Here is an 18710-nt window from a genome sequence, read left to right on the forward strand (position 1 = left end):
AACATGTCGAAAATTCTGGTGGTGGATGACTCGAGCACGGTGCGCGACGAAGTGGCCGGCTTTCTGAAGAAGAACGGCCTGGACGTCGACACGGCGGTGGACGGCAAGGACGGCCTCGCCAAACTGAAGGCCAGCCCCGGCATCAAGCTGGTGATCAGCGACGTCAACATGCCGAACATGGACGGCCTGACGATGGTCGAGAAGATTCGCGGTGAACTAGCGAACACGACCGTCAACGTCATCATGCTGACGACCGAGAGCAGCCCGGCGATGAAAGAGCGCGGCAAGGCGGCTGGCGTGAAAGGCTGGATCGTCAAGCCGTTCAAGGGCGACGCAGTGCTGGAAACGTTCCGCAAGTTGGCGAGCTAGACACGGCAAGCGCGGCCGGGTTTGGCGAAGGTGAGAATTTTCGGGAGCCGCGCGGCGGTGTTGTGCAAAGCAAGCTTCGCGATCACGGCCCCCGTCAAAAACACGCTAAATACGTGAAAAAACAGCCGTCGCGATGATGACGGCGGACTGTGCCGGCGCGTTGGCTTATCCAAAGGTGAGAATATTCGGGAGCGTGACGCGATAGCGGACACGTGAGTTGCGCCGCTTCATTGCGCCTCACCACCCAGGCCCGAGTCGATCAATCAGTGACGCATGGGCCGTGAACAAGCAGCGCGCACTGACTGTCAGGCACTAAGTGCAAGCGCCTGACACACACGGCCTCTTACCTGGGTATGCAGATTACCCGGCCACTTCCAAAGGTGAGGGTTTGCGGGAGTAGCCTGTTCTGGACCACCGGTGCCACGCCCAGCATGCCTTTGCGGCCTGCCCCCACGCTCGGAAGGTGAGCTTTTTCGGGAGCAGTCAGATGGACACTTCGCGTCGAACCCCAGTCGCTCCGTGCCAAAGGTGAGATTTTTCGGGAGCTGATCCGCGCATCGCACCGTGGCTTTGCGAGCGGTCCCCAATCACGTTCCGTGTTGAAAGAGTTGGGAAAAATTTGCCAGGCTTGGGGGCGGCCGAGCGCGGTGCGATAGTTGCGCCCGGCGTGCGAGTATCGGCGGATCAGCCCAAAGGTGAGGTTTTACGGGAGCGTTGTACTCGCGTGTCAGCCTTGCTTCGCGACCTCGCGAATGTCGGCTACCGGCGTTTTCCCGAATGCATCGCTGAAGGCGTAATCGAGCAACTGGGTGGCGCATTGCTCCGGTGTCGAAAGCTGGCCGTTGCGCTTGAGGTCTTCGAATTTTTCGCGCATCGGGAACCGTTCGGTGCCGCTGCCGCGAATTTCCGCCTGCATATTCGTATCGATGACGCCCGGCGCCAGGCTGCAGATGCGCAGCGCGCGATTCGCGTCGAGTGCAACGGCGCGCGCGTGATGATCGAGTGCGGCCTTGGTCGCGCAGTAGATGCTCCAACCGGGATACGCATTGCGCGCCGCGCCACTCGAGATATGCATGATGCGCCGATCGGTCGCGTCGACGCCGGCCGCGGCGAGCGCGCTCGCCAGCATCAGCGGCGTGGCCACATTCAGGCTCACGGCGGTGGCGATGTCCGCGGCGTCCTGGCCTTCGATCGGACCGATCGGCTGAACCGTGCCCGCATTGTTGATCAGCAGTACGGTCTGCGCGCCGCTGACGAAGCTGCGCAGTGCATCGGTTGCGACCCACTGCGCGACGCGCGTGGGATCGGCAAGCTCGAGTTCGATTTCTTCGAGCAGTGCAGGGAAACGCTCTTTGAGCGTGGCATGACGCGAGCGGGACAAACCCAGTACCGCGACGCCGCGCGCCAGCAGTTGTTCAGCGAGGGATGCGCCGAGGCCGCGAGTGTGACCGGTAACGATCGCGCGGATTGGAGAAGAAGTGGACATGTCGTTCCTTGTGATCGTTGGCTTGAGAAGAGCGCCATTTTCTCACGCGTTCCAGTACGGCCTTCGCGGCGATGGCGTCAGGCGGCGAGACGATCGCGCCCAGCGCGAAGCACGCGCTCCACGGTAAGGACGGCACGACCCAATGCACGACCAGGCCGACCGCGAGGGTCGTAAAGGCGACGGCGCCGATCGCAAGCAGCAGGATGCCACCGAGATTGCGCTTGAATTCGTCCCACACGGAGAAGTAGGCACAGTCCATGAGGAGCGGCGGCAGGAACACGATCAGGACCAGCTCGGGATCGAGGTTGATGGTCGGCAGGCCCAGCACGAAGGCCATCGCAGCGCCACCGACCGGAAGTGCCGCGGCCGGTGGGAGTCGCAGCCGCTTGGCGAGCAGTTGGAGACCGATCATCGCGACGAGCGACAGCAGGACGAGTTTGAAGCCCATGACGGAGGACATGCGGGAGCCTCGACGAGTGGCAAAGCGTGGGAGCTTCTTTGTATCACGGGGCGGGGCGTGTGCATGCGGCTGAGCCCATGGGCGATACGCCTGTGGCATCAAGCACTTGGCTTGGCTGTGCGCAAGTTGTCCACAGCCTTATGAACGAAAACTGGGGATAACTTTAGGGCGCCCGCTCGGACGGTTGGTCCGTACGGCGTCGCCCGCTTTTCTCTGGAGAGGGAGAGTCCGCTTGAGGCCGCTGAGCGCGTTCCCTCGCGATTCCCCATGCGCGTCCGCTATTCCTGTTATCACCGGTGGTGAGTGTTGATGACTGATAGGCGCTCGCGTGGTGTCCTACGAATTGTCGCGAACTCCAGTGAAAGCATATTTGTGAATATGCAATGAGATCGTAATTTTAGGAGTTGTCGGATAGTCGAGGTGGAATGCTCCTTATAGGGTGCTTGGGCTTTAACCAAGTACAACTAATAAGGATGACTATGAAAAACAGCAGAATTACTGAGAGTCCAGCAGGCATGGCGGGCCGCCTGCTGGCCGCATTCATGTTGCTTATGTTCGCGTTCGGCGCAAACGCGGCGGACTGCAACGCGGTGTGGACAGCAACCGGCGCAAAACCGGGTTCGCCCACCTGCCGGTGGGATGCATACGCCGGCGTACCAGGCGGCATGCAGTACTACAACTGCGTTAGTTTGCCGCTTATCGACGCGTGGTGCGCGACACCCACTACGGAAGAACCAGAAGCGAGCTGTCCCGTCGCTGACCCGGTGTATCCGGGCAATGGCCATGCTGCAGGCACGCGTTGTACCGTCCGATTTAGAGTTGGCTCGATTCGGATACCGGGCAAGTAATCGGAGCACTGTTTGATGAATACCATGCAACGACCATTAGCAAGCCACGAACGTCTGCTTCTGCAGTTTCTTCTTGCAGCGAACGAATCTTTTTATGGCGCTCACGTACTAAGGTGGAAAAATCAGGTTGAACGATGCACGGTCCATGAGGTCAATGTGCCCTACTGTCTGGCCATCAGTCACGATGAAATCAGAATTTCAGGTGGTGGCTTCATTACGCTCGCGCGCGAGTTGGTTTGCGTTGACGAGGGCGTGCCAGTGCTGATTTATGCTTGTGCGGTGGAGACGCAGTCAGGTTATGTCCTCGACTCTTTCGACATCGATCGTCTCGATGGAGAGCCTCTTGTGGCCTATCCCGAGCCAGGTGATGGCCTCATGGTCATGGAAGCGGGCAAACGCATAGGTGGGGCAGATTTGCGACACGTATACAAGGAGTCGGATCTGCCGCCGCGCTTTAAGCTTCCCTGAGCCGCTATTGGTTGGGCCACGCGGGTTCATGAAGCGTTCGCGTCGGCTCGATCCGACCGCCGCGGTATTTGCATTACAGGGAATATTTATGCAAAGAACCCGGTGCTTATTTACGCAATCGTCCATAACACTCACGCAGGTTTCGTTCTGGACTCGTTCAACATTGATCGCCTTGATGGAGAACCACTTGTTAACTATCCCGAGGCAGGCAACGGGTTAATGATTGTCGAGGGAAACAAGAGGGTCGGTGGGGCAGACTTGCGCCATCTCTATGGCGGATCGGGTTCGTAACTTCCCCTATCGTGTGGCCAGTCGGCGTACGACCTGACTGTTGCCGCCCAATTAACTTTAAAGCGTCGGACAGCGCCCCACTCCCTTGGGAGTGGCGGTGTTGGTTCCGCGCCAGACGGTTCACGCTAGTTAGAAGGTGGCTTCAGCCGGTTGTCAAGCTGGCTGTCGGATGCATCGACCCGGCAGAATGTATTTGCATCAATGACTTGACGCTGTTGTGGGGGGGTTATCCACAGCCTTGATCACAAATTATGTGGACAACTAGGGGTTTAGGTTCACGTCTCCCGCGGCGGGCCCAACGCCGCAAGCACGCAACCTATGCCGTCGCCGAAGGCAAAAAACCGCTCAAGCCTTCAACACCGAAGCCGCCACCTCTTCCTGCGACTGCACCTGCAACACCGCATCCCGCTTATCCAGCAAATGCTGCCGCAAAATAGCGCTCAACTTTTTCCCATCCCTCGCTTCAAGCGCCTTCAACATCTCATCATGATCGTGAATTGCGCTATCCCACTTGGGGATCTGAAAATTCGACCGGAACCGCAACGCCTGCAGGCGTCGATTAACCGCGACATAAGTCTGCCGCAGTGCTGAATTCCTTGCCGCTTCATTGATCTTGTCGTGAATCGCCTGGTTGCGGCTGTAGTACCCGGCCAGATCGTTCTGCGTCCGGCAAGCCAGCATCGCGTAATGCAACGCCTTGATCTCGGCAAGCTCCGCAGCCGTCATCCGCTCCGCCGCCAGTTCGCCGGAAAAAGCTTCAAGGCCACTCATCAATTCGAAGGTCTCGCGCAACTCCGCTTCCGACATCTTCGAAACCGACGCGCCCCGGTTCGGCGAAATCTCAATCAGCCCTTCCGCGGCCAACACCTTCAGCGCCTCCCGCAACGGCGTGCGCGAAATCCCCAGCGTCTCGCATAACTCGCGCTCGTTCAGTTTCTTGCCCGGCTCCAACACCCCCTCGACGATAAACCGGCGAATGTGCTCCACCACCGTGTCGTGCAAGCGCTGACGCTCGACCTTCGGCATCAGCGGGGAAGCGCCCACTCCCGCATCGAAATCCGAATTTTGCATACAAAAGCCCTCAACATCGTATAGATGCGATTTTATCGGAAGCATAAAGATTAGTTAATAGCACGGGTAAACACCGGTGTCCGCATGCAATCTTCGCCTTGGGGGCGTCGCCGATCGTCTGATATAGTTTTTTGCATGCAAAATTCAATCGGAGGAGCCCAATGCTCAAGCTAGACTTTCATCCCGCTGGCCGTCACTTCCTGCAGATCCCGGGTCCGAGCCCGGTGCCCGATCGCATTCTCCGTGCGATGAGCTACCCGACCATCGATCACCGCGGCCCGGAGTTCGGCGAACTCGGTCTGAAGGTGCTCGAAGGCATCAAAAAAATCTTCAAGACGCAGCAACCGGTGGTGATCTACCCGGCCTCCGGCACCGGCGCGTGGGAAGCGGCGCTGTCGAACACGCTGAGCCCCGGCGATAACGTCTTGATGTTCGAAACCGGTCACTTCGCAACGCTGTGGAAAAAGATGGCGGAAAGCCTCGGGCTGAAGCCGGAGTTCCTCGGCCTGCCTGGTATCGAAGGCTGGCGACGCGGGGTTCAGCCGCACATGATCGAAGAGCGCCTGCGCGCCGACACGCACCACGCGATCAAGGCGGTGTGCGTCGTGCATAACGAAACCTCCACAGGCGTCACCTCGGATATCGCCGCCGTGCGTCGTGCGATCGACGCCGCCTGCCACCCGGCGCTACTGCTGGTCGACACGATCTCGGGTCTAGCCTGCGCTGACTATCGCCATGACGAATGGGGTGTCGACGTCACCGTGTCGGGTTCGCAAAAGGGTTTGATGCTGCCGCCGGGTATCAGCTTCAACGCGATTTCGCCGAAGGCAATGGCCGCCAGCAAGCAGGCCAAATTGCCGCGCAGCTTCTGGGACTGGACCGACATCGTCGAGATGAACAAGACCGGCTACTGGCCGTACACGCCGAACACGAACCTGCTGTACGGGCTCCATGAGGCGCTTGAGATGATCCTCGGCGAGGGGCTCGACAACGTGTTCGCCCGTCACGAGCGTCTCGCCGAAGCCACTCGCCGTGCGGTCCGCGCGTGGGGGCTGGAGATTCAGTGCGCGGATCCCACTGTGTATAGCCCGGTGCTGACCGGCGTGATGATGCCCGAGGGTATCGATGCCGACGCGGTGCGCAAGCTCATCTACGAACGCTTCGACATGTCGCTCGGCACCGGCCTCGGCAAGATGAAAGGCCGCATGTTCCGCATTGGCCACCTCGGTGACTGTAACGACCTGATGCTATTGGCGACGCTGGCCGGTTGCGAAATGGGTCTGCGGCTTGCGGGCGTGCCGCTCAAGGAAAGTGGCTTGCCTGCCGCTATGGAGTGGCTGAGCCAGCCGACGCAAGCCGCGGGGCTGAAAGCAGCGGCTTAAGCGCTTGGATGCCTTGGCGCGTAGCGCTTCTGCTTGGCGCTATGACGCTATCAGTGCAGGCGCAGACCGGCGCCACGCGCATCGGTGCGCCAGTGCATCCGCGCAACAAGCAACAAGCAACAAGCAACAAGCAACAAGCAACAAGCAACAAGCAACAAGCAACAAGCAACAAGCAACAAGCATCAGCGCATCTCGCAGCAAGGGAAGGCGGGGAGCACTTTACTCACGAAGCCGCACATAGAACGCGGCTCATGAACAACATGCGATGGACCCACAGCGCATGCCGCTGACGGGCGCCGACGCAGCGCGCCATTCCAGGCGCGCCGTCGATAGACTGCAATGGAGAGCGACGATGAAGCGGTTTCGTGTGAGCAGTGCGACCAGTATCGTTTTAGTGATGTTAAGCATCATGTACTTCATCACTTACCTGGACCGCGTCAACGTCAGCACCGCGGCAGCAGGTTTCGGCAAGGAGTTCGGCCTTTCCCATACAGAAGTGGGTCTAGTGTTCTCCGCCTTCGCTTACCCGTATCTGATTTTTCAGATCATCGGTGGCTGGGTCAGTGACCGCTTCGGTGCGAAGCGCACGCTGATTTTCTGCGGCGCCATCTGGGGCGTGGCGACTTTGCTGACCGGCCTCGCCGGCGGCCTGGTCTCGTTGCTCGCAGCGCGTGTGTTGCTCGGCTTTGGCGAAGGCGCCACGTTTCCCGCCGCCACTTCCGCAATGGCGCGCTGGGTCGCGAAAGAAAAACGCGGCTTTGCGCAGGGCATTACACACGCGGCATCGCGCATTGGCAATGCGGTTGCACCCGGTTTGATCGTGCTGGTGATGGCGACCTGGGGATGGCGCGAATCGTTCTATATCTGCGGCGTGTTCAGCCTGCTGTGGGTGGCGGTGTGGGCGTTCACGTTCACCGAACATCCGAAAGATCATCCGCGTATCACGACTGAGGAACTCGAAGTCTTGCCCGCGCCGAAGCCGAAAGCGGCCGGCGTGCCATGGGGAAAACTGTTTCATCGCATGTGGCCCGTCACGATCGTGTACTTCTGCTACGGCTGGACCTTGTGGTTGTTCCTCAGCTGGATTCCGCAGTACTTCCTGCACAGCTATCACCTGCAACTGCAAAAGTCGGCGATCTTCGCATCGGTCGTATTCTTTGCCGGCGTGCTCGGCGACACGCTCGGCGGCATCGTGACCGACTGGATCTTCACGCGGACCCGCAGCCTGAAGCGCGCGCGGAGCTGGATGGTGTCGGTGTGCATGTTGTTCTGTCTGCTCTCGCTCATTCCGCTGATGTTCACGCACAGCCTGTATCTGTCGATGGCGTGTCTCGCGTCGGGCTTCTTCTTCGCCGAAATGACGATCGGTCCGATGTGGGCGATCCCGATGGACATCGCGCCGGAATACTCAGGCACCGCGAGCGGCATGATGAACACCGGCTCGGCATTGGCCGCGATCATCTCGCCGGTGGTCGGCGGATTTCTGATCGACTACTTCGGCAGCTGGGAGTTGCCGTTCGTCGGCAGCATGCTGTTGATGGCGATCGGTGTGGTGCTCGCGTTCCGCATGCAGCCGGAAAGCAAATTCGAATTCAACGCGGCCGACAAGGCGCACGCCACCACGGGCGTCGGTGCTTAAGCAGGTGGCACCGTCCCCTCTCTTCGCCTTTAAAGCAATGACAACCTCACTGAGTCAACGTCTCGCCGACGCGCGCCGCAATCATCTGACGCTCGATGCGTTGCCGCCGGAGCAAACGCCCACAGACGGCGCCGCCGCCTACGCGATCCAGCATGACCTCCTGCGTGTACTGGACGCTTCGATCGGTGGCTGGAAGATCGGCGCGAAGTCCGACAGCGGCCCGATCCAGGGCGCACCGCTACCTGCGAGCGATCTGCACGCCGACGGCGCACGGTTGCCGCGCGAAGTCTTTGCGCCGCTGGGACTCGAACTGGAGATCGCATTCCGCTTCGGCCGCCGCTTCGAGCCTTCCACAACCCCCTATAGCGAAGCCGACGTGCGCGCGGGCATTGGCTCGATCGGCGCGACCATCGAGATTGTGGCGAGCCGCTACGCCGGCTGGCCCAACGTCGACAAGCTCGCCCAACTCGCGGATTTGCAGAATCACGGCGCGCTGATCGTCGGTGAATTTACGCCGTATCGCGAGGATTTTCCATTCGTGGCGCCGTCGGCAAATTTCAGTTTCGAAGGGCATGACGTTGTCGAGACCACGCCGGCCAATCCGGCCGGCGATCCGCGGCGCCTGCTGACATGGCTCGTCAATCACGCCACGTCGCGCGGCATCGCGGTCACGCCGGCAATGGTCGTCACCACCGGTTCGTACACCGGAATGTTTTTTCCGCAGAGCGCAGGCACGGCGAGCGGGCGCATTGAAGGGCTCGAGCCGATCAACCTGACGCTGTACTAGCCCGATTTCTTATAGGCCGACGATATGACGAACCCAACTTCCGCTTTACTCGTCAAGCCGATTCATCTGGTCCCGTCCGCCGCGCGCCTGACTACGCCGCTCGCGCAGCATCTGCGCAAGTCTGTGCGCGGCGACGTGTTATTCGATGAGGCGAGCCGCGGCCGCTATGCAACCGACGCGTCGATCTATCAAATCACGCCGATCGGCGTGGTGGTGCCGCGCGATCAGGACGATTTGCGCATCGCACTGGAAATTGCACGAAGCGAGAAAGTACCGTTGCTCGCGCGCGGCGCGGGCACAAGCCAATGCGGCCAGACCGTCGGCGAGGCGCTGGTGATCGACACCAGCAAGTGGCTGAACAACCTCGTCGAGTTCGATGCAGACGCGCGCACGGTGACGGTCGAACCGGGCGTCGTGCTGGATCACCTGAACGCATGGTTGAAGCCTTACGGCTTGTGGTTTCCAGTCGATGTCTCGACGGCGGCGCAATGCACGATCGGCGGAATGGCCGGCAACAACTCGTGCGGCTCGCGCTCGATCGAATACGGCAATATGGTGCACAACGTCGACGCGATCGACGCCATTCTCGCCGACGGCAGCGAAGCACGTTTCGCTTCGTTGCGTGAGCCGCCGCAGGGCGTGCGCTTGCAGCAGATCGTGGAAGGCGTCAAGCGGATCGCCGAGCGGGAGCATGATGAAATCGTCGAACGCATACCGAAGGTGCTGCGTCGTGTAGCGGGCTACAACATCGACCTGTTCGATTGCCAGAGTCCGCGCGCCTATACGGATGACGGCATCGCCAACCTCGCGCATCTACTGGTCGGTTCGGAGGGCACGCTTGCGTTCAGCCGGCAACTGACGCTGAAGCTCGCGCCGCTGCCCACACATAAAGCGCTGGGCGTGGTGAATTTCCCAACCTTCTGGCAGTCGATGGAACTCACGCAGCACATCGTGAAGCTGAAGCCGGTAGCCGTGGAACTGGTCGATCGCACCATGATCGATCTGGCGATGAGCAATCCCGCCTTCCGGCCGGTGATAGAGAAGGCGCTGGTCGGCGAGCCGCAAGCGATCCTGCTGGTGGAATTCTCTGGCGAGGACCGCGGCCAGCAGCTTGCGTCGCTCAAACAGCTCACCGAGTTGATGGCCGACCTGGGCTTGCCCGATTCGGTCGTCGAGATGCCTGCCGCACATGAGCAGAGGGCGCTGTGGGAAGTCCGCAAAGCTGGGCTGAACATCATGATGAGCATGAAGGGCGACGGCAAGCCGGTCTCCTTCATCGAGGATTGCGCGGTACCGCTCGAACATCTGGCGGACTACACGAGCCGCCTGACGGAGGTGTTCCACCGGCACGGCACCGAAGGCACCTGGTATGCGCATGCAAGTGTCGGCACGCTGCACGTGCGGCCGATTCTCGATATGCGGCGTGACGGCGCGGCGAAGATGCGCGCCATCGCCGAGGAGGCGGCGGCCTTGGTGCGCGAATACAAGGGCGCATATTCCGGCGAGCACGGCGACGGCCTGTGCCGTGGCGAATGGGTCGCGTGGCAATACGGGCCGCGTCTGAATCAGGCTTTTACCGAGATCAAGGCGCTGTTCGATCCGGACAACCGCTTCAATCCCGACAAGATCGTGCGCCCGCCGAAGATGGACGACGCGCGCAATTTCCGTTTTGCGCCGGGCTACGCAGCGCATCGGATCGAGACCGCCCTCGACTGGTCCGCATGGAACGTCGAACGTGATCCGCTGACGGGGCAGGAAACACCGCCGGGCAGCGGCAACGATCTGTCGGGCGGTCTCGCGAAGGCCGTTGAGATGTGCAACAACAACGGTCATTGCCGCAAGTTCGATGCAGGCACCATGTGCCCGAGTTATCGCGTGACGAAGGATGAGCAGCATGTGACGAGGGGACGCGCGAACACGTTGCGTCTGGCCATCTCCGGGCAACTCGGCGAAGCAGGTCTCGCCAGCGACGACGTCAAGGACACGCTCGATTTGTGCGTCTCGTGCAAGGGCTGCAAGCGCGATTGCCCGACGGGCGTCGACATGGCGAAGTTCAAGATCGAGGCACGGGCGGCGCGCGTCAAACAGCATGGGCTGAGTCTGCGTGACAAGCTGGTGGCCTTCATGCCGCGCTATGCCGCCACGGCGAGCCGGATGCCGGGCTTGATGGCGCTGGCTGATAACGTGCCGGTGTTGTCGGCGTGGTTCAAGCGTTCGGTGGGTTTCGCGCCCGAACGGCCGCTGCCGCGTTTCAAGAAATCGTTCTTGGCGAGCGCGTCGGCGGCCAAGCCGCCTCAAGGCGGCGCGCTGAAAGAAGTGCTGTTGTTCGTCGACACGTTCAACAACAACATGGAGCCTGAAAACGCGCGCGCCGCGCAACAGGTGCTGGAGGCGGCCGGTTACACGGTGCACTTCAATACGCGCCAGGGCGAGCGGCCGGTGTGTTGCGGCCGCACCTTCCTCGCAGCCGGTTTGGTCGACGAAGCGAAGCAGGAAGCGCGGCGCATGCTCGATCTGTTCAAACCGTTGGTGGAGCGTGGCGTGCCGATCGTCGGGTTGGAGCCCTCGTGTTTGCTGTCGTTGCGCGACGAGTTTCTGCACTACGGTTTCGGCGAGGAAGCGCAACGGCTTTCGAAACAGGCGTTTCTGTTCGAAGAGTTTCTGGTGCGCGAGGAAAAGGCCGGGCGCTTGCAGCTTGCGTTGAAGCCGTTGGCCAAGGAGCAGGCGCTCGTACACGGCCACTGCCACCAAAAGGCCTTCGACGCGTTCACGCCTGTGCAGACCGTGCTGAAGTGGATTCCTGATCTCGAGGTGTCGACGGTGGATTCGTCGTGCTGTGGGATGGCGGGCAGCTTTGGCTACGAAGCCGAGCATTACGCGACATCGCAGGCGATGGCGGAATTGTCGCTGCTTCCCGCAGTGCGGAAGATCGATGGCAACACGGTGATGGTCGCGGACGGCACAAGTTGCCGGCATCAGATTCATGATGGCGCGGGCGTCGACGCGATCCATGTGGCGCGCGTGCTGGCGATGGCTTTGAAGTGAGGTCGGCCGGGTTGGGCCCGTGCCGGTCAAGCTTAAGGCAGGGCAGCTCGGCCTTAGGGTTCAGGGTTCAGGGTTCAGGGTTCAGGGCTCAAGGTTCAAGGCTCAAGGCTCAAGGCTCAAGGCTCAGGGCTCAGGGCTCAGGGCTCAGGCTGGCGCCGGACAGCCTGCCCAGGCTGGAGCAGCCCAGGCCGGAGCAGCCTGGGTCGGCGCGCCAGTCACGATTGCGCGCTGACCACCTGCCGATACGCCGCTGGCGCCACGCCGACGCTTTCACGGAAACGATGGCTGAAATGGCTGGCGTTCGCATAGCCGCATTGCTCGGCGACTTGCGCGAGCGGCAGTCTGGTGGTGCGCAGCAGCGTGCGTGCGCGTTCGAGCCGTTGCTGAGCGATCCAGGCCGCAGGCGGTAGTCCGAACGACGTGCGGAACATGCGCGCCAGATGAAATTCCGACAGCGCCGCTACACCGGCAAGCTCGCCGAGTGTGAGCGTTTGCGCGAGATGGTTCTCGATGTAGTCGCGCAAGCGCCGCCGGGTCGCGACCGACAGACCGCCCTTGAGCGACGCATCCGTGCGGCGCACACCTTGCGCGCGCAGCAGCAGGCTCAACACCTGATGCGCGGTTTCATTGGTCCGCAGCAAGCCATCGGGGTCCTGCCAGTCTTCATTGGCGAGCGCTTGACACAGGCTCGCGATGTGCGGGTCTTCGAAATAGGTGCGATCGGCCAGCGTCAGTTCGCGCGGCTCGCGATCGAGTTCCTGCACGGCGCGCTGCGTGAAATGGTCGGGCAGGAAGTAAAGATGCATGAAGTGCATGTGGCCGCGCACCCACCAGCGCGATTCATGCTCGCCGGGCAACGCGCAAAGCCGCGACGGCGCGCCGTAGCGCCCGGGCATCTTCTGACGCTCGGTGCGATAGCCGCCATCCAGATAGCACGACAGCGTGTGATGGCCGGGCCGCTCATAGATGGTCTCGGCTTCCTCGATATCGCGGGTCCAGACGGCGATGGCGAGCCGGTCGCCCAGCCACGCGAAGCGTTCGAGATTCGCGTTGGCGCTCTGCAGCGTGTGACAGACCGACTGAAGGCCGAACGGCGTTTCGGTGGATTCGATCACGGGGGCGGGCGGTTTGGCGTTCACGGAAACGAGCGGGATGCATTCGATGACAGGGTAAGCGTCAGTATAGGGCGAGTGATTGCCGGCCGCTCAGGCCTCCGAAAATGTGCGCAATCCTGGACAAGTGCGGCCGCCGGCGCTGCAGCATAGTTGGGTTTCCGCATTTTGCTGCTGCAGGCACTGTCATGAATTTTTCGCTCTACGCCGTCACCGTGCTCATCTGGGGCACCACCTGGATCGCGATCAAATGGCAATTGGGTGCGGTGCCGCCGCCGGTGTCGATTGCGTGGCGTTTCTGGATCGCGGCGCTGGTGCTGTTCGCGCTGCTGCGCATCATGCGCCGGCCCATCTGGCCGCCGCGCGCCGCATGGCGCTTCCTCGCCGCGCAAGGGTTGGCGCTCTTCTGCCTCAACTTTTTGTGCTTTTACTATGCCGAACAGGTGGTGCCGAGCGGCCTCGTCGCGGTGGTGTTTTCCACTGCGCCGTTGCTGAATTCGATCAACGGCCGGCTCTTCATGGGCCGTCCTTTGCAAGCGTCGGCGATTGCCGGTGCGGCGTTGGGGCTCGTCGGCATCGTGTGCCTGTTCGTCCAGCAGATGGCAGGACACCTGGGCGACCACACGGTGTGGTTGGGACTCGCTATCGCATTCCTCGGCACCTTGTGCTTTTCGGCCGGCAATCTGCTGTCGAGCCGGATGCAATCGATGGGCTTGCACCCGTTCACCACCAATAGCTGGGCAATGCTGATCGGCGCCGGCATCCTGACGGTGGGCAGCGCGCTGGCCGGCTTTTCCTTCTCCATCGAGCCTGACGCGCGTTATCTCGGCGCGCTCGCGTATCTGGCCGTGTTCGGCTCGGTGATCGGCTTTACCGCGTACCTCATGCTGGTCGGGCGCATCGGGCCGGAGCGGGCCGCCTACTGCACCGTGCTGTTTCCGATTGTGGCGCTCGCGGCGTCGACGGTATTCGAAGGCTACCAATGGTCCGCGTTGGCTGTGGTCGGGCTCCTGCTGGTGGTGGCGGGGAATCTGGTGGCGTTCGATCTCACGCGGCGACTCTTTGTTCGGCGGGTGAGGGCATCCTGAGAGCGCGGCGGTGCCCTACCGATTCATGTGCTGAAGGAAATGTTTTTCAGCGCACAGCCACTCGATGCCGCACGCACCGGTGGGTGTTTAAGGTGAGCATTTTCGGGAGCGTGAAAAAGAGGAAAACAATCTAACGGTGAGCTCTTACGGGAGCAAAAAAGAGAGCGAAGCGCACCCCGGAAGTACCGCTGCCGCGCGGGAAGCGCCTTCAATCGCGATCGTGCTCAGACTTTAGTAGGGTGAGGCGGGTCTGGCCATCTGGCGTGAAGTGCGTACCGAAGCGCACCAGCCCAGTCTGATGCAGGCGGCAGCTCATCGTAAAGCTCAGCAGCATGCCCGGTTCGGTATCTTCGATCGTGATATCGACCGATTTCAGACGCGGCTCATACTTGAGCAGCGTGGTCTCGATCATGTGTCTTAGCTTGTGCGCTGACGACGGCAGGTGGCGATAAATTTCCGAAAGATCATCGAGTCCGTAATCGGGCAGATGAGCGAGCCCGTTGCGACGGCTGTTCAGAATGCGCTGGATGTTGTCTTGTACCGACAAGAAAGACTGAGTGGCCGCGCCGAAGTCCTCAATCGATGCGCCGTTGGCGAAATGACCGGTTACGACCTCGAAGAGCCCGGGGCCGCCGCGAGTCATGCCGCCACCTCGATCGCCGCATCGAATTCGACGACGATGCCCGCGTCTTCGGAATAGGACAGACGTATTGCCGGGGAGACATTCCTGCGTGACGTGGCCCGCGACTCCGCGTGCCCCGCGATACGCACCAGCAACTCGCGCGCGAGCACCGGCAGGATTTGCTGATCGAGCAGGCTGTCGATATTACGCGCGCCGGAGTCAGGCAACTGGCACGCACGCACGAGTTCGGACACCAGCGCGTCTTCGCACAGGAGCGGTACGCCGAACTTGTGCACGATGCGCTGCGCCACCTTGTCAAGCTTCATGCGCACGATCGACGCCAGCGCTTCGGCCGACAGTGGTCGATACACAATGGTCTGGAAGCGCGCAAGCAGCGCCGCCTGGAAGTGTTCGACCAGCAGCGGGTGGATCGTTTCCATCAGCCTCGAGTGAGTCACGCCGCCTGTCTCCATCGTGGCCATGATCTGCTCGCTGCCGAGATTCGACGTCATCAGGATCACGGTATTGCGGAAGTCGATCACGCGGCCTTCGCCATCGCGCATGAAGCCGCGGTCGAACACCTGGTAAAACAGATTGAGCACGTCGCGATGGGCCTTTTCCACCTCGTCGAGCAGGATCACGCTATACGGGCGCTGACGCACGGCCTCGGTGAGTACGCCGCCCTGGCCGTACCCGACATATCCCGGCGGAGATCCCTTGAGCTGTGAGACGGTGTGCGCCTCCTGGTACTCGGACAAATTGATCGTAATCAGGGCACGCTCGCCGCCGAACATCAGGTCGGCGAGCGTGCGGGCCGTTTCCGTCTTGCCGACGCCGGAAGGTCCGACCAGCAGGAATACGCCTAGCGGCGCCTCGCCGCATTTGAGGCCGGCTTTGGCGGCACGCAGGCTTTTGCCGAGTGCGCTGAGCGCATCGTCCTGGCCAACGACAACGCGGCCGAGGCGCATCTCGAGCGCAAGCAGCGTCGCAAGTTCATCCTCCAGCAAACTGCCGACCGGCACACCGGTCCAGTCGGCGATAACGCGCGCAATGGCCGCTTCGTCCACTTCCGCGTGGATCAGCGCTTCGGCGCCGGGCCTGAGCCGTGTTTGGTGGGCGGCGCGGATCGATTGCTGCAGATCGCGCCGCGCGCTTTCGTCCGTTGCGGCGTGCCATGTCGCCCGTAGCGTTTGCAGTGCAGCGACGGCTTGTGCCTGTTCGGCAAACGACGATTCGAGCGTATCGAGCTCGGTTTCGAGGACGGCGAGACGTGCGTCGATTGCGACCAGCCGTTCGTCGATGTCCACGGAAGTGGCGACGTGATCCTGCACCAGCGCCGCGCGTTCGACCTTTAGGGCCGCCCGTTCAGCATGCAGGGCGGAAATCTGAACCGGTGTCGCTTCGACACTCAAGCGCACGCGTGCCGCTGCGGTGTCCAGCAGATCGACGGCCTTGTCCGGCAGTTGCCGTCCGGTCAGGTAGCGGCGCGATAGACGCACGGCCGCGGCAACCGCCGCGTCCGTGATATGGACGCCGTGGTGTTGCGCATAGCGCTCCTTCAGACCGCGCAGCATCAGGCACGCGTTGTGATCGTCGGGTTCGTCGACCTTGACCATCTGGAAGCGGCGTTCCAGCGCCGCGTCGCGTTCGAAGTACTGTTTGTACTCGGACCAGGTGGTCGCGGCGATCGTGCGCAGTTCGCCACGCGCGAGCGCCGGCTTGAGCAGATTGGCGGCGTCGGCGCCACCGGCTGTGTTGCCTGCGCCGATCAGCGTGTGCGCCTCGTCGATGAATAACAGGATCGGCGTGGGCGATTGTTGTACCGCTTCGATCACATTCTTCAGACGCTGCTCGAATTCGCCTTTGACTCCCGCGCCCGCCTGCAATAATCCCAGGTCGAGCGTCAGCACGCTCACTTCGCGGATTGCCGGCGGCACGTCGCCTTCGGCGATCTTTAGCGCCAGCCCTTCGACGAGTGCGGTCTTGCCGACGCCCGGCTCGCCAACGAGGATCGGATTGTTCTTGCGGCGTCGCGCGAGGATGTCGACCATCTGCCGGATTTCCATGTCGCGGCCGAAAACCGGATCGATTCTGCCGTCACGCGCTTTTTGCGTGATGTCGATGGTGAAGCGTTGCAGCGCATCAGCGCCCGGCCGCTGGGCCGGATGTTCACGTGAGCCGGCGGCCGGCGATGCCAGTTGGCCGCTAGCGCCAACATGGCGGGCGATTTCGTTCAGCGAGCCGGCCGCGGCACCGTCTGACGCTCTACTCACGCTGTGATGCGCGGGATCGTCGTTGCCACTGTCCTGGATGGACAGGGCCGACGCTTCAATCGACATCCCATTCAGCAGAGGCATCAGGCGTTCGATCTGCGCGGCCGATACGGAGAGCAGCGGCCACGCTTGCGGGGCGCGCAGGAGTTGCGGCGCGTCGACGAGTGCCGCGAGCAGGTGCGCCGAGCGTATCGCCGGCGTGCGGGTGCCGGCCTCGAGCGATGCATGAATCCACGCCGCTTCCAGCAGATCCCCGAGCCGGTGAGACAGTCCGGGTTTGCCACGCAACTCGTGCGGCAACCGATCGATCGCGCCGAGCAGGCCTTGCCAGATGGCGTCCGCGTCAAGCTCATAGTGGCGCACGATCGCGACGAGGTCGCCCTCCCCGAGCTCCAGCAGTTTGATTAACCAGTGTTCGACTTCGATATCGCGATGGGCGCGCGTTTCGCACAGACTCGCTGCTTCGGCGAGAGCGCGGGCGCAATGGTCGTTGAGGCGGCGCAGGAACGGAGACAGATTGCGAGCGGTCATGGTGGCGAGGGGCAGGGGGGAGCACGGAAAAGCGTGCGGGCCGGTCGAGCAGGGTCCGCACGTCACAAACAGCAACGGGGCCGAGTGACGGATGTCGCTGGCCCTGCAAGGTCACGGACGCTTATGAGCGCTCGTTCCAGCTATCGGTGTGGATGATGTTGCCGTCCTTGTACGCCCACGTGATTTTCTCGTAGCGCAGTTCGACGTCTTCGAGGTGGTTATGCTTCTCGAAGGAAGGATTCTTGATGTCCAGCATCTTCGGCTTCACCGCGACGACCTTCACATTGTCGAGCTTGGTGTTGAAGTACTCCTTCTCCTTGCCGGCATCGTCGATCTTGTACCACTTGATCTCGACCGACTTGAGCGTTTGCCCGCTCGTTACGGCCTTATAGAGGTAAGGCGTGGAGGCGTCGGTTTCCTTTGTGAAGGTGATTGGCTTATGCACGCGCGTGCCGGTCAGCTTGCCGGTATTCGCATCGGTCGGAATGCTCACGCCATGATCGAGCGCGACCAGCTCAACGCTGCCTTCGCGTCCTTGTACCGTGACGGAACCCTTGACGTCGGCGCCGCCATCGTCCTTGATCCACATGTATGCGGGAATTGCCATTGCTTGCTTCTCCTTCTACTCGAATGAACAGGCCGGATGGCCTTGGGGGGATAAACCACTGCTGCGATCGTCACGACAATCGGGGACGAGCGTAATTTCGACACGGCGGTTCGCTGCGCGCCCCGCCTCCGTGTCGTTGGCGGATTTCGGGCGCGTGTCGCCATAACCCTGGATCGCGAAGTGCGTCAGTGGGATGCCGGACGCATCCGCGAGCCAGTCGCGCACGGAGGCGGCGCGTGACGCCGAAAGTCTCAGATTGGCGCCGGCGTTGCCGATCGAATCGGTGTGCCCGGCCACCAGGACGCGCGTGCCCGGATGCGCCTTGATCAACTCGAGCGCACTGACCAGCATGCGGTTGGAGCCTGGATTCAGAACCGCGCTGCCGGTGCGGAACAGCGACAGGCTGTCCAGTTCAATCGTTGAGGGCGGCGGCAGTGGCGGCTGGTAGCTGGCAATCAGCGCGTTCGCAAGCGGCAGCAGCGGCGCTCCGCTGTAGAGGCCGAGTCCAAGCCGGGGCGGCACGCCGGCACTGGCGTAGCGCTCAAGTTCGTCGCGATCGCGTTTGATCGCCTGCAGCGCGTCGACGCGTGCCGCATCGTGGGCAGGCGCGATCGCTTTGTAGCGGGACATG

16 protein-coding genes and 1 pseudogene are annotated in these 18710 nt (G+C 61.9%); 9 read left to right on the top strand and 8 right to left on the bottom strand.

The features are described 5' to 3' along the window. The first annotated feature begins 3 nt into the window (after positions 1-3). On the top strand, positions 4-369 hold the full coding sequence (locus AYM40_RS20575) for a response regulator (RefSeq protein WP_028196001.1): 366 nt from the start codon (positions 4-6) through the stop codon (positions 367-369). A gap of 727 nt (positions 370-1096) precedes the next feature. Here AYM40_RS20575 and AYM40_RS20580 read toward each other — a convergent pair. Beyond that, entirely contained in the window at positions 1097-1855 is a 759-nt protein-coding gene (locus AYM40_RS20580) for an SDR family oxidoreductase (protein ID WP_063498156.1), read from the bottom strand. 43 nt (positions 1856-1898) lie between these two features. Continuing rightward, a pseudogene (locus AYM40_RS20585) lies at positions 1899-2315 on the bottom strand (cation:proton antiporter); the annotation flags it as partial. 479 nt (positions 2316-2794) lie between these two features. Here AYM40_RS20585 and AYM40_RS20590 point away from each other — a divergent pair. Then, positions 2795-3163: a hypothetical protein gene (locus AYM40_RS20590; RefSeq protein ID WP_236721044.1), complete on the top strand. Its 369-nt coding sequence runs from the start codon at positions 2795-2797 to the stop codon at positions 3161-3163. Positions 3164-3178: 15 nt separating this feature from the next. Further along, positions 3179-3631, top strand: coding sequence for a hypothetical protein (locus AYM40_RS20595; protein ID WP_063498159.1), 453 nt, complete (start codon positions 3179-3181; stop codon positions 3629-3631). 636 nt (positions 3632-4267) lie between these two features. Here AYM40_RS20595 and AYM40_RS20600 read toward each other — a convergent pair. Next, entirely contained in the window at positions 4268-4993 is a 726-nt protein-coding gene (locus AYM40_RS20600) for a GntR family transcriptional regulator (RefSeq protein ID WP_063498160.1), read from the bottom strand. A 161-nt stretch (positions 4994-5154) separates the two neighbouring features. On the opposite strand from AYM40_RS20600, the gene AYM40_RS20605 reads away from it, so the two are divergent. From AYM40_RS20605 to AYM40_RS20620, 5 genes are all read left to right on the top strand, one after another. Further along, on the top strand, positions 5155-6375 hold the full coding sequence (locus tag AYM40_RS20605) for a pyridoxal-phosphate-dependent aminotransferase family protein (RefSeq protein WP_063498161.1): 1221 nt from the start codon (positions 5155-5157) through the stop codon (positions 6373-6375). Between the two features lie 41 nt (positions 6376-6416). Next, complete coding sequence (locus tag AYM40_RS40415) at positions 6417-6665, top strand: hypothetical protein (protein WP_148662251.1); 249 nt, start codon at positions 6417-6419, stop codon at positions 6663-6665. Between the two features lie 62 nt (positions 6666-6727). Further along, a complete protein-coding gene (locus AYM40_RS20610) occupies positions 6728-8014 on the top strand; it encodes an MFS transporter (protein ID WP_063500582.1) in 1287 nt (428 codons plus the stop codon). 37 nt (positions 8015-8051) lie between these two features. Further along, positions 8052-8801, top strand: a complete 750-nt coding sequence (locus AYM40_RS20615; protein WP_063498162.1) for a 2-keto-4-pentenoate hydratase — start codon at positions 8052-8054, stop codon at positions 8799-8801. A gap of 24 nt (positions 8802-8825) precedes the next feature. Then, positions 8826-11846, top strand: coding sequence for an FAD-binding and (Fe-S)-binding domain-containing protein (locus AYM40_RS20620; protein ID WP_063498163.1), 3021 nt, complete (start codon positions 8826-8828; stop codon positions 11844-11846). 215 nt (positions 11847-12061) lie between these two features. On the opposite strand, the gene AYM40_RS20625 is transcribed toward AYM40_RS20620, so the two are convergent. Further along, complete coding sequence (locus tag AYM40_RS20625; protein ID WP_063498164.1) at positions 12062-12985, bottom strand: AraC family transcriptional regulator; 924 nt, start codon at positions 12983-12985, stop codon at positions 12062-12064. Positions 12986-13146: 161 nt separating this feature from the next. Between AYM40_RS20625 and AYM40_RS20630 the strand changes: the two genes are divergently transcribed. Further along, positions 13147-14046 (top strand): DMT family transporter, encoded by a 900-nt coding sequence (locus tag AYM40_RS20630; protein WP_063498165.1) that lies wholly within the window; start codon positions 13147-13149, stop codon positions 14044-14046. Positions 14047-14254: 208 nt separating this feature from the next. Here the strand turns inward: AYM40_RS20630 and tssE are convergent, their stop codons facing one another. From tssE to AYM40_RS43475, 4 genes are all read right to left on the bottom strand, one after another. Further along, positions 14255-14689, bottom strand: a complete 435-nt coding sequence (tssE, locus tag AYM40_RS20635; RefSeq protein ID WP_063498166.1) for a type VI secretion system baseplate subunit TssE — start codon at positions 14687-14689, stop codon at positions 14255-14257. Next, positions 14686-17472, bottom strand: coding sequence for a type VI secretion system ATPase TssH (gene tssH / locus AYM40_RS20640; protein WP_063498167.1), 2787 nt, complete (start codon positions 17470-17472; stop codon positions 14686-14688). The genes tssE and tssH overlap by 4 nt, the downstream gene beginning before the upstream one ends. 121 nt (positions 17473-17593) lie before the next feature. Beyond that, a complete protein-coding gene (locus AYM40_RS20645) occupies positions 17594-18079 on the bottom strand; it encodes an Hcp family type VI secretion system effector (RefSeq protein WP_063498168.1) in 486 nt (161 codons plus the stop codon). 15 nt (positions 18080-18094) lie between these two features. Beyond that, complete coding sequence (locus AYM40_RS43475) at positions 18095-18709, bottom strand: OmpA family protein (protein WP_335341225.1); 615 nt, start codon at positions 18707-18709, stop codon at positions 18095-18097. Position 18710 lies beyond the last annotated feature (1 nt).

This window comes from Paraburkholderia phytofirmans OLGA172, from assembly GCF_001634365.1.
GTDB lineage: Bacteria > Pseudomonadota > Gammaproteobacteria > Burkholderiales > Burkholderiaceae > Paraburkholderia.